We start from the raw sequence: 11,507 nt of genomic DNA, 5'->3' as shown, positions 1-11,507 counted from the left end.
AATCCACGCGCTGGTAAAAATCAGGACCCGGCACATAAAGTATTTCTTCACTTGAGCAGCCTACTAAAAAAGCACTCAGGATCAGCAGGACTCTCACTCGCTCTCCTTTAGCAACTAACGCCAGCCATAAGCGGCGCCCTGACAAGGGCGTCCGGTGGAGGGCCGAAGGCCCGGAACAACCTTGATGGCCTTGTTAAAACTCGGCTCATTAGGCGTCAAGGTAGGTAACAGTGGCCTTGTCTTTTGCGATCGGCCACATTTCGACAAGGCTATTGAAGATGCGGGAAACATGCATATCGTCTTTTGCTGCTTCTGAGCCGACGTAGTCGTTGCCACAAACAAAAGTTGGATAGCGCATCCGCATCTCAGGCTTTGATTCTTCAAACCCGACTGGAGTCAAATTCTGCGGAACGACATCAATGTTTACGTCACCTGCCGAGTTAACCCATATGACATGATGACCTGCCATGTCATCGCATTCCGCAATGAGGGAAACAAGCTGATCTTTGGTGGGGGACTGATTTAAGTTCAATGTATTCTCCTTATTTTAACGCCTTGGTTTAGCGGCGCCCCGACAGGGGCGTCCGGTGGAGGCCGCAGGCCGGAACAGACTACAACAACTTGTTATATGCGACCTTCATGCCGTCTCTTTGATACCTATCCGTTTGAAAAGCAAACATGCGAAGAGATAAGAAACAACTGTGTATGCAAGCCATTTGATTGCAAAGTACTGATAGTAAATTTCTTTTACTTTCGCCTTTTGCTCTTCGTTCATGCTGGCGGCCACGGACTCCAAGACTTTCGCACCTTCATCTACTTTATTGGTTGCCTGTCCAGACTCGCTAGATGAGGACATTACCTCATAGACCTGAGTATTCATGATGCTGTCGAACTTTCCCCCAAGCCATAGGGAAACGATGATGCAGCTCAGGAATGCCAGGGTTGCTAAGAGCTTTTTCTTTGTTGGTTTGAATGTATCGTCCATGACTCTCTCTATGTATATAACGCCGAAGCACAGCGGCGCCACGTCAGTGGCGTCCGGCGGCCGAAGGCCGCGTACTGATGCGCCTTGTTAATGGCCGGTTACCCGGCGATTTATCCCTGGCACCCAAACCCGAATGCCCTTGACCAAACAGCTTGCACCTAACCTAGCCCATGGCGCGAGGAACCAGAACACGGAACTCTCAGATTTTGCAGTGTTTTGCGGGGAGAAGAGTTGAACTGACGTGATAATTGAAAGCAACTCCCTGCTCAACTGCCTGAATTCTTCCGTGTCCCTGGCCATTAACGCCAATATTAAGCGGCGCCCCGACAGGGGCGTCCGGTGGACGGCCGCCAGGCCGGGAACGTACTTGAATGAATGGTTAGAGCATGCCAGCGACCAGCAAGGAGCCGATACCTGCCTCCACGATCACCCCACCCACATTCTTGCCGCTGAAAGCCTGATCCAAAAAAATGGAGACGATGCGGGATACCGCCGCTAATAACCAGGCCAACCCAACCGCAACGTATACCTCTGACTGCTGAAACCACAAACACGCCGAACCCAACCCGACAAAAAGCCCGCCGTAAGTGGCACGGACCTCTGATAGCCCCAGCGCTCCCTCTGGAGCAACTCCGACAAGATCAGCGACTTGTCGGGGAGCCACCAAGCCCAAAATCCCGAGAGCCAGTGTGCAGACGGCACCGAGAAGAGGAATCCATTCCATAAATTCAGACTCTCCCTGTACGGTCAGTAAGCTCTAACGCCGCCATAAACGGCTGCCGAAGCAACGCGTAGGCAGTCCGGTGGAGGCCACGTCGTTCGTGGCCGTAACGTATTTAATGGCCTTGTTAAACGCCGTCTCAGGATTCCTTCCAGTCCACGTAAACACCCACGAGATTACATTTCCCGCATTGAGCGCCGATGTAGATCCACCGTGCATTGTGAGTGTCGGGATAAACGGACGTTCCCACGCCCAATTCCATCCGGTCGTTGTCGCATTGGCAGAGGTTTTGAAAAGTCTCTTCCATGTAGCGTTTGCTGTTTTCGATATCGATCTCAGATCCGCACTTAGTACAGACACCAAAAGCGCCGCCTTCATCATCATCCGAAAACAATTGAAGTTCGCGGCAACCACAAGAACAAACAACCGGCGCATACTCGTCTATTGGGTAACCATTTAGTCTTGAGTACCGCAGGATTTCTTTCTCAAGCCTCATGCTTACTCCCTTACGTTTAACGCCGTGCTCTGGGGCAAATCGGAGCGCAGCGTAGATTTGTCCCTAGCAGCACCTTGTTACATGCTAATTCTTAACTGACTGGTTGCAATATGGATGTGTCAGTTGACAGTTCTCCGCTTCGCCAGAACCGCCCTCCCTTACCCTTTCAATATGATCATAGGAAACTGATTTCTCAATATCTAAGTATCCATCACAAATTGGGCATTTGAGCGCGCTATTTAAGGCAACACTTATAAATACTTTGCTTTTAGTATCGTCCGAGATTTTAGACGTAGTCTTTTTAAAATCACCTGCGATAATTTTTCCCTCAAGCTCAGAAAATTTTACTAAATCATTAGCTTCTACTGACTTATTTCGGTAGAGGGCATCTATTAGAACTTGGAGAAAATCGTGGTATTTAGGAATTCTGTTCCTGCTCAAATGCTTCTGAATGATAGTAGCTATCAACTCCTTATTTTCAATAAGAATAAGTTCAAGCTTTGATCGCACCGAAGTAAACTTGTTAAAGAATTCTGAGTCGTTATTGGCTAGCTTCTGACCGATTAGAGAAACAGTCCCTAGAAACATCGGGCTGGAATGCCTTCCAGATGGACCGTAAAAATATATTGCTGGATGCAGACCTAAGCTTCCGTCGCCATTTCCAGTTATTCGGCTCGCAAGTTTTTTCGCGTTTTTCAGAACATTAATAGTCAAAGAACCATCATTGTCTTCATTAAAGCCATCAATTTTTGGTAGAGGCTTTTGTTGTTGTCGATTAGCAATCAGCATGAACTCAATCAACACTTGCACAGCATTACGAACACCTTTAGAACCACCAAGAGGTAGGTCTAGGGTTCTTACAGGCTTCTCAATCTCAGGGTTGAACAGCAATTTATGAAGCTTCGATGCCTCACTTTCAATAAGGTCAGTTTTTTCTTGTTTAAATCGAGACCAATACCTGTGGCCCTTTCCCGCTCTAATTATCGCTCTCGCGGCTATAGGGACTGGCCTTTTCCGGTTTCTTAAAAGAACTTCTTCAATATCGTCGAGAGGCGTGCCTTTCATATTGATATTAAAAAATGACGTTTCAGCTTTGTCGGCATCTCCTTTTACCCACTGGACAGATAAGCCCCTCGTCGTAATGGTCGACAGCCTCTTTCGTTGTTCAGGAGTGATATTTTCGTCATCATCTAACAAAGTTTTATAGTAATTCCACGAGCCAACTTTTTCATTTATGAGCTTTCTGGTCTTTTCCGCTGCCTTTTTCTGTTCTAGCGAAATATCATGACCAAAGAGCTTATGCGATATAGGGCCATCACCATAATCATCTTCTATCCATGCCCTTATTACGCTTAACCTATGACCGCCATCAATAACAAAAAGATATGTTGGGGACTTCCATAGAATGACCGACGGGATTAAATCACCATTTATATAGCACTCAAGAAGTGACACCACTTGATCGGGAGCCCAGTGATTAGTCTCTCTTTGAAAATCTGGCTTCCTCAGAAGTGAAACAATCGGATTTCCGGATGCTAGCTCTCTAGCGGGAATGCTATTAAAAGTCTCAAATGTTGATTTATCGTCATCGTCAGAGGCAAAGTCAGCTCGTTTTATCATAGCGTCTAAATTAACGAGATTTGATTTTGATGCCATTTATTTAGTTCCTATTTTGATGAACGACTCGAACATGTAACGCCTGGGCTCAGCGGCCGATTTGGAGGCGCAACGCGCCGGAAAAGCGGTCCGCTGCAGCCCCTTGTTAAATGTTTTACTCAGACTTCGCCACGTGCCTTCTTTTCTCGGTCCGCTCGACACGACCCTCTTTCATTAACAAACCTAGAAGGCTGTATGTTAGATAGTCTTTGGAACCGCCACCGTAATCTGATTGGAGTCCGAGATATTTGGCAGCATCAGAGTTTTTAATCCCTTCAGGATTGGCCTTGGCGAGCTCCATGACCGCGCTTTTCAGTATGCCGAGCCCCATTTGAGCCTTTTCGTAACAGCCTTCCGGTATATTGACTCTGACCTTTTTCGAGATGGTTTCTGGATTCGGTTGAACCCTGTTTGTCAGTAACCCACCCCGCGAACGAATACCAAATGCGGCAATCAATTCGGCTTCAATTTTGAGTGCCTGTTCTTCATTAAGATTGTCAGTGATAACTGTATGCAGCACCGAATGGCCAGACTCATGTATTGCCTTGATGACCTGCCCTTTTTCGCTGTCATCTTCTACCGTCTGATGCTCCCACGCACGATTCCCTGTGCCTTTACCAATATAAAAGGCTTTTGCAGGTCGCTCTCTAGGGTCTTTCAATGCATAGACATAGAATGGATTCTGGGCCATGTACTTCCTTACATTTAACGCTGATGGTAACCGGCGCCGGAGCGCAGCGGAGGGCACCAAAAGCGGCACGCTTTTGGCGTCCGGTTGACCACCTGGTTATACCTTCTTGGCCGTAACGAGTAGTCCTTCTGTATAACTATAACCATACCCATAGCCATACCCGCCGATGTTGCCTTGCGGCCCCGTTTTCCAAGAATAATTCCCAGAGGTAATCGGCGTCACCGTTACCACTTCGAATCCGTCCCTATTCAGATCATTGAGGGCTTTTTGTAGGTCTTTTTGAAGTTGAAAACCGTCGATCTCTTTGTCTGACCACCCTGTTTGCTCGAACTCGGTCTCAGTGACAGTTTTCTCTTTTTTGCCGAAGAAACCCTTTTCAAACTCACCGGTTCCTTTTTTTACTTTCTTATCGCGGCCTACAGCCTTGGGGGATGCCGGGACAAAAACGGTACAACTATTCACTTCATTCTCCTATTCATTGGTAGGTATAACGCTTGCAGCATGCGCGCCCATGAAATGGAGCCAAAGGCGCAATGTAGTGGGCGTCGCCGTGCCTGCACTTGTTAGCGCATTTTTTCCTGTGCCCGACGTGCCGCGATAACTATCTGTTGAACAGTGGCAGTAAACGACTTGATCGCATCACAATCAAGGTCATTAAGATCCTCTTTCAATGCGCCTTCAGATGCCTCAATGTACTCCAAAAGGACATTGTCCGGATCTAGTTCGACTAATCTGGATTGCGCTCTCAGAGAAGCCGGCATCGCCTCAAAATTGATGCTATTTAGGCCACATTGCATGTGCGCCACGCGCAGCATTCCGTAGACCTGGGCCCACCCTTCAACCATCTGTTTTACATACACTTCTGATTTTCGGTTGCTCTCGTCCAAAGCGGCCAAATGCCGAATTGATTGCTCCCCGCAGGATGTCCCCTTCGACGCTGCTTTAGAGCAACGCTCCTTGTCCAGCTCTCCGATAAAAGCCTCGTTTTCCGAAACCATCTTGCTCATGGACTGATTGATTAGTCGCAGTTCAGAGAATAAACGCTCGTCCAGGCTATCTGCCGCGAAGAGCTTTGCAGAGGAAACGAAGAGAAGAACGCTGATGAGATAGATACTTAGAATTCGCATATTTCCTTTGCTCGCTAACGCTGAGCGCACCGGCGGCCTGACAAGGCCGTCCGAGTGACGCGGCTTGTTAAGCATTGCTCTCCAAAGCATGGTCCTGGAGATCAAATGCATAGAATTTAGTGTCGGGCGTTGGATTGAAAAAATATGGCTCAATTTCCCGGAAGCCCATTAGCTCGTATAGTTCTTGAGCTTTTTTTGTGGGAGGCACGGCATCGAGGACCACTCGGGTATACCCCAAACCTTTCAGCTTAACCAATAAGTTGTCCATTAGCCGGCGCCCAAGCCCGTTACCCTGATATTGGCGCCGAACGTACAGCCGCTTCACCTCTGCGGTGTGCTCATCAAGTCGGCGAAAACCAACGCCACCGGCCACCTGCGATTGCACAATAGCAAACGTATATTGGCCGTTGGGAAGCGAGAACAAAGCCTCGAGCGAGGCCATCTCTCCCTCAAAATCCTGATAAGAAAGGTCGATATCCAGCCAATCCGCGTACTCAAGAATGAGCGCTCTCAACTCTTCACTATCTTTGGGAAAGATCACATCCCTGATCATGACCACTTGTTCCATGTTTTCGATTACTGCTTAACGCTGAGCTTAGCGGCGACCTTGTAATGGAGGCGAAGCCGCAATGAAAAGGGCGTCCGGCGGCCGCAGGCCGCGAACTACAGCGCCTTGTTATGTGCTACCCGAAGAAACAGCCATTCTCATCGGCATTCACGATAGCAAAGAATTCCTCGATGGATCGTGACTCAGGCTCTGGCGTGTACGAATGCCACTTCAGATCGCTACGCATCCAGTAGATTTTCCAGCGCTGCGCTTTTTTGACGTAGGTAGCTTTTGCTACCGGTGATTCAATGATCGTGGACGGCTCCCGGAAATGAGGGCGAATCTCGACAATTTGCACGCTTTGGCCAGACACCCGAACGTCTAAATCTAACTTAGCTCGGATCTCGACTGGAGGCCTCCGATTTTCCAGAAACTCTGAAGCGGCCCGCTCAATTTTCTTTGATTCAAACTCACTGAATGCCATCTGGATTCTCTATGGGAACGCCCACATAACGCCGAAGCACAGCGGCGCCACGTCAGTGGCGTCCGGCGGCCACCGGCCGTGTACTGATGCGCCTTGTTAATGGCCGGTTACCCGGCGATTTATCCCTGGCACCCAAACCCGAATGCCCTTTACCAAACAGCTTGCACCTAAACTAGCCCATGGCGCGAGGAACCAGAACACGGAACTATCAGATTTTGCAGTGTTTTGCGGGGAGAGGAGTTGAATGGAAGTGAAAATTTGAAAGTAACTCCCTGCTTTACTGCCTGAATCCTTCCGGGGTCTTGGCCATTAACGCCAGTGGTAATGGGCGCCAACGGAGCGCAGCGCAGTTGGCGTCCCGTTGACCACATTGTTAGGCATTGTTGCCGTGCTCCTCAGAATCTAGCTCCTCCGGTAAGCTCTGATAGCTCTGCGGGTGGAGCAGAACGCTGACTATTTCTCTGACTTCCGATTCGGATCTCGGAACAGAGCGCTCAAGACTTTGGAGTAAGCCATTGTGCAACACAACATTGGTTTTTCGAGGCTGCTTACCTTGATTGTGCCAGACCTCTGCCAAGCAATATTCATATGATTGGTATGGCATTTCAGGAACACTCGACGCTTTTCCGTAATAGGCCACTACGAGCTTTCCGGGACGCTGCCTTTGCACAAGATTTACAGCGCTTCGCTGCTTCGAGAATATCTCGCGCTCCGACTCTGGCAATTCAGCTTCTACCGCATCGAGAATAGCGTTTTCCCCAGAGTTGAAGCTTCGGGAGCCGCCATGAATAGCAGCATTAAAAAGGTCCGCGATTTTTCCCAAAGCTCTGCACCTCCTCATGCCTAACGCTAAACACACCGGCGCCACGACAGTGGCGTCCGGTGCTGTGACTTGTTATGGCTTATTCGCATTGGCTGCAATCAGAGCGGCTAACTCGTTCATCCGCTCGTAGCCAACTAGCTTTTGCTTACTGTTTTTTCGGTCGCAATCTTCTATCGAGATTGCCGCCGGCCCACCACCGTTCGAGTTAATCACTCTGTAAGCAAGTGATCGCCAGGGATAGACGACTTCCTCTTTTGTATCTGAAGTGCCAAGAGCAAGGCTATTTTCAGTCACTCTCACGGTCAAAGAGCCAACCACCTGCTTGGTCTTTGAGATATGCGCAAATTCGAAAACCCTCTCAGCAAAAACTATTGCCACCAAAACCAGGGGTGGCCACGACTGAAAATACATTGATCCAGCAACACACCCAGCTATGATTAGCCCGCCAATAATTGTTCTTCGGCGAATTGCCGGGGCGATCCCCACTTGAAACCAATCTTCAAGCAGCCCAAATACTTGATCCATGTCTTTCAGCCATAACGCTAAAGTAACCGGCCGGAGCGCCAGCGGAGGACATCAAAAGCGGTACGCTTTTGATGTCCGGTTGACCGTTTTGTTATGCAATGTCTTCCGCCCTCGTTGGAGGACTTCGTCACACGCCGAAAGTAACTTTTGGTAGGCTGGCCCAAGTTCTGAACGGACGTGCCTGTCCGGGTTTCTTCCTTCATTCCAAACGCGCTGCCTTCCCGGGGCTGGTCTTCGTGCATTACTTTCAAACGTTGACATTTCAGTTCCACCACTATTCTTTTATGCGCCAACTGCAACTTTACCCATAACGCCGAGTAAAAAACCTGCTACCGCGCCCAATGGGGGTGCCCAGTGCTTTTTCAGTTTGGCCTGCGGCGCAATATCTTGAAAAATCAGGTACAGGATACCGCCAGCGGCAAATAGCGAGATAGCAGAAACAAGTTCCGGAAATCCCGACAAGACAAAATATCCGGTTAGCCCCGAAATTGGACCTAACAAGGCCATCAGAGTGAATGCGCCAACCACCTGTGAAACACGATAATGGGTCGAATTTGTAACTTCCCCGCAGGCGTTAAAACCTTCCGGGAGATTCTGTAGCGCAATAATTCCTGCAAGTAACAGCCCTGACGCCTTCGAGACAGCGAAAGTTGCACCAAGTGCCAGAGCTTCGGGGATGAAATCAGATAACATCGCTACCAATTGACTCACTGGGGTGGCCTTGGCAGCCAGGAGAACGTCGAGCAGCATGAATGCCACTGCACCACTCATAAAACATAGGACTATCAGCAGTGGGTCCAGGTTTCTTATCCCCACCGGAACAAGAACTAGCGCGACTGCTGCCAAAAGCGCCCCACCACCAAAGGCGATTACGCTGTGGCGAACCTCAGATTCAAGCCAGCGTGGCCGAATACGTTCAAGCCCGGAAAAGGACGCTCCGATCGGCATCGCGATCCCTGGTATCAGCGTCAGTACAAGAATGAGGATCCAATCGCTCAATGTACTAATAGCTCCTTTTCTGAGGCATAACGCCAGCCATAAGCGGCGGCCCGACAGGGACGTCCGGTGTAGGGCCATCGGCCCGGAACAGACTTAATGGCTTTGTTAATTGACGAACGCGGCATGAGCGCCAGCTATGATGAAGAACATGGAGAACACCATAATTACAGCCCCTATTGCATGCGTACTCCATGAGTAACCTCTGGTTTCTGCCAGCTTGTGCCAACCGCTTATCGCTACCCAAACTAACAACCCGAACCACCCGAAGACCAGCGCAACCCCTGAAACAAGGATGAAATCGGGAGCAGTAGGAAGCACCACGTCCCTGTAGCTGATTAGAGCGCCAATCCCCACTATTACAGCGATAACTGTTGCCAGTCTTCCTAAAAACGACAGCACGATTTCCAAAAGGTCGTCTCTATGGCTACCAACCATGTTATCGATTCGGTTTTTCAGTTCAGTAAGAGTCATAAGCAATTCAATAAGACCAATTAACGCCGAAGCACAGCGGCGCCACGACAGTGGCGTCCGGCGGCCAACGGCCGCGTAATGATGCGCCTGGTTATGTGAATACTATGCACACCATTCTCCTACTGCATCCGAGGATGAAAATCCGTGCATCATGATGTTTTCGGGCGATTCTCCGAAGCCCAAAGCGAACTCATTTTCTGACTCCAGTGTAAGTAGCCAACTATTATCCATGTGCGCGATGGCTATCACTTTTGAACTTTTATACTTCTCAAAATCGTACTCGGGAAAGCAAGCAGAGGTGACAGTAACCGGGATGGGATCAATTACGTGCTCAAAGAGTGCTCGTGATACCTCGGCCAAGTGCTCCTCGTAAGTTTTGCCCTTAGGGGTAATCAGTTGCGCCCCTTCAGCTATGGACCGCTCAATCTTCTTGATCGCTTCAGACTTAGTCATAACTGATTGCGCACATAACGCCAATATTAAGCGGCGCCCGACTAGGGCGTCCGGTGGACGGCCTCCAGGCCGGGAACGAACTTGAATGAATGGTTAAATGAACTATGCACAGGGCAAAAGGTACTCATCTAACCCTTCGATCACGGTTGCTTGCTCCTCTGGACACCACTGCAACCTTACCTGCTTTTCCTCACCATTGATTCTGGCAAACAAGGACAGGCCATCGTGGTACGGAACAAAGTTGCTTCCTATGAACTCCCAAACCTCGCCAACAGGATGGGTTACACCATCGTAGTCGGAAAACTCTCTCTGCACTGCGTACCACTCGCCTTGGCTAAGGTGGCGAAATTGCTTGTCCAACCTTTCTCGGTGCTGAATATTCATAAGCATTTAACGCCGGTGGTAATGGGCGCCAACGAAGCGCAGCGTAGTTGGCGTCCCGTTGACCACATGGTTAGTCATTGTCCGATCTACTCTCAAATTCCAGCTCATCTCTGTACGCGAAAAGACCTTTAGTATTTCTCCAAAATTCATCATTTTTGACTGGATCTGACTCTGCAAATTCGGACAGTTTTTGAAGATTTTCTTCGAGTTTTTCTTTCGCTTGTAGATCACTCCCCATCGCCATGAAACTGCAAGCCGCGTTTATATAGGTGCTCTCAACACTGAGTTTGGTAATCGCACGAAGCTCTTCACGGACAGATTCCATTTCCTCACGGATTTCTCTGGCTGCTTTTACGTCGCGTTTGATTGACGCTTTCCAGATCGTTACCTCGCTTATCGTTTCGGGACCGAGAAGCAGTACAAAAGAGCCGACCAACCAAAAGGCACCAATGGCGATAAAAACCGTCAGCTCGATAAAGCCTGTCAAAAGTAAAATCGGCAGCCCAATCAAAGTGAGTGCCAGGAGAAAAATCCCCGCTTTTTTCATCTCTTGACTCCTAGGCTGGTGAACTGACTAACGCCCAGCACACGCGCCGATTTGGAGCCGCGAAGCGGCGGAAAATAGGTCGCCGTGATGCTGCTTGTTATGTTCCGACGACCCGAATGATATCAATCCAAAAACTCACTTCTGGCCTTAGGAGCAATCTTTGTGCTCTGTACCTAACTAAAACACGAGTTCCAGGTTTGCAAATTCTCTCTACTCGCTTTCGATCAAGACCCTCGGGATTCCATCTCAAATACGGAACATTCTCAGCGGTAAATTCGACCCCTACAAATTCCGTGTTGGGACCAATCTTTCCACCTTTGTGCTTTGCGATGTCACATGCCAGAACAGTAGCCTTTCTTTCGTACTTTTCCTTCATGCCATCAGGAAGTGGCAGGTGCGTCGTTGCGGCAACCATCCCCAACACAACAAGAGCTGCTGCAATTAGATATATATTTCTGCGCATCATCAAAAAACATAACGCCAATGATAAGCGGCGCCCGACTAGGGCGTCCGGTGGACGGCCGCCAGGCCGGGAACGAACTTAATTGACTTGTTAAGAGGCATTGCTCTGCCTCAATGACTGTAAAAACCGTAAAAA

The 11,507-nt window shown here is 49.1% G+C and carries 17 protein-coding genes; all 17 read right to left on the bottom strand.

Annotated elements, in window-relative coordinates; translation table 11 throughout:
* Positions 1 to 208: 208 nt before the first annotated feature.
* The 17 genes from KXD86_RS18765 to KXD86_RS18685 all read right to left on the bottom strand — a co-directional run bounded on the left by KXD86_RS18765 (position 209) and on the right by KXD86_RS18685 (position 10,909).
* Complete coding sequence (locus KXD86_RS18765; RefSeq protein WP_218637673.1) at positions 209 to 532, bottom strand: hypothetical protein; 324 nt, start codon at positions 530 to 532, stop codon at positions 209 to 211.
* Between the two features lie 105 nt (positions 533 to 637).
* On the bottom strand, positions 638 to 985 hold the full coding sequence (locus KXD86_RS18760) for a hypothetical protein (protein ID WP_218637672.1): 348 nt from the start codon (positions 983 to 985) through the stop codon (positions 638 to 640).
* A gap of 379 nt (positions 986 to 1,364) precedes the next feature.
* On the bottom strand, positions 1,365 to 1,709 hold the full coding sequence (locus KXD86_RS18755) for a DUF4345 family protein (protein ID WP_218637671.1): 345 nt from the start codon (positions 1,707 to 1,709) through the stop codon (positions 1,365 to 1,367).
* 136 nt (positions 1,710 to 1,845) lie between these two features.
* Complete coding sequence (locus KXD86_RS18750; RefSeq protein ID WP_218637670.1) at positions 1,846 to 2,202, bottom strand: hypothetical protein; 357 nt, start codon at positions 2,200 to 2,202, stop codon at positions 1,846 to 1,848.
* A gap of 84 nt (positions 2,203 to 2,286) precedes the next feature.
* Positions 2,287 to 3,858: a GmrSD restriction endonuclease domain-containing protein gene (locus tag KXD86_RS18745; protein WP_218637669.1), complete on the bottom strand. Its 1,572-nt coding sequence runs from the start codon at positions 3,856 to 3,858 to the stop codon at positions 2,287 to 2,289.
* A 115-nt stretch (positions 3,859 to 3,973) separates the two neighbouring features.
* On the bottom strand, positions 3,974 to 4,549 hold the full coding sequence (locus KXD86_RS18740) for a GIY-YIG nuclease family protein (RefSeq protein WP_218637668.1): 576 nt from the start codon (positions 4,547 to 4,549) through the stop codon (positions 3,974 to 3,976).
* Between the two features lie 96 nt (positions 4,550 to 4,645).
* Positions 4,646 to 5,011, bottom strand: a complete 366-nt coding sequence (locus KXD86_RS18735) for a hypothetical protein (protein WP_218637667.1) — start codon at positions 5,009 to 5,011, stop codon at positions 4,646 to 4,648.
* A 101-nt stretch (positions 5,012 to 5,112) separates the two neighbouring features.
* The gene (locus KXD86_RS18730) at positions 5,113 to 5,751 is read right to left on the bottom strand and encodes a hypothetical protein (protein WP_218637666.1); all 639 of its coding nucleotides are present in this window, start codon (positions 5,749 to 5,751) and stop codon (positions 5,113 to 5,115) included.
* Entirely contained in the window at positions 5,744 to 6,244 is a 501-nt protein-coding gene (locus tag KXD86_RS18725) for a GNAT family N-acetyltransferase (protein ID WP_218637665.1), read from the bottom strand. The genes KXD86_RS18730 and KXD86_RS18725 overlap by 8 nt, the downstream gene beginning before the upstream one ends.
* Before the next feature lie 115 nt (positions 6,245 to 6,359).
* Positions 6,360 to 6,707, bottom strand: a complete 348-nt coding sequence (locus KXD86_RS18720) for a DUF3024 domain-containing protein (protein WP_218637664.1) — start codon at positions 6,705 to 6,707, stop codon at positions 6,360 to 6,362.
* Between the two features lie 373 nt (positions 6,708 to 7,080).
* Positions 7,081 to 7,530 carry a hypothetical protein gene (locus tag KXD86_RS18715; RefSeq protein ID WP_218637663.1) on the bottom strand — a complete coding sequence of 150 codons (450 nt, stop codon included), beginning with the start codon at positions 7,528 to 7,530 and terminating at the stop codon, positions 7,081 to 7,083.
* A 72-nt stretch (positions 7,531 to 7,602) separates the two neighbouring features.
* The gene (locus tag KXD86_RS18710; protein WP_218637662.1) at positions 7,603 to 8,055 is read right to left on the bottom strand and encodes a hypothetical protein; all 453 of its coding nucleotides are present in this window, start codon (positions 8,053 to 8,055) and stop codon (positions 7,603 to 7,605) included.
* A gap of 282 nt (positions 8,056 to 8,337) precedes the next feature.
* Complete coding sequence (locus tag KXD86_RS18705; protein WP_218637661.1) at positions 8,338 to 9,054, bottom strand: ZIP family metal transporter; 717 nt, start codon at positions 9,052 to 9,054, stop codon at positions 8,338 to 8,340.
* Between the two features lie 105 nt (positions 9,055 to 9,159).
* Positions 9,160 to 9,525: a hypothetical protein gene (locus KXD86_RS18700; protein WP_218637660.1), complete on the bottom strand. Its 366-nt coding sequence runs from the start codon at positions 9,523 to 9,525 to the stop codon at positions 9,160 to 9,162.
* Positions 9,526 to 9,627: 102 nt separating this feature from the next.
* Positions 9,628 to 9,978 (bottom strand): hypothetical protein, encoded by a 351-nt coding sequence (locus KXD86_RS18695; protein WP_218637659.1) that lies wholly within the window; start codon positions 9,976 to 9,978, stop codon positions 9,628 to 9,630.
* A gap of 102 nt (positions 9,979 to 10,080) precedes the next feature.
* The gene (locus KXD86_RS19100; RefSeq protein ID WP_218637658.1) at positions 10,081 to 10,362 is read right to left on the bottom strand and encodes a DUF3601 domain-containing protein; all 282 of its coding nucleotides are present in this window, start codon (positions 10,360 to 10,362) and stop codon (positions 10,081 to 10,083) included.
* A gap of 70 nt (positions 10,363 to 10,432) precedes the next feature.
* Entirely contained in the window at positions 10,433 to 10,909 is a 477-nt protein-coding gene (locus KXD86_RS18685; protein ID WP_218637657.1) for a hypothetical protein, read from the bottom strand.
* Positions 10,910 to 11,507: the final 598 nt, after the last annotated feature.

This window comes from Marinobacter arenosus (assembly GCF_019264345.1).
Taxonomy (GTDB): Bacteria; Pseudomonadota; Gammaproteobacteria; order Pseudomonadales; family Oleiphilaceae; genus Marinobacter; species Marinobacter arenosus.
The sequence above is the reverse complement of the archived record's forward strand: the minus strand, read 5'-3'. Positions and strand labels throughout refer to the sequence as shown.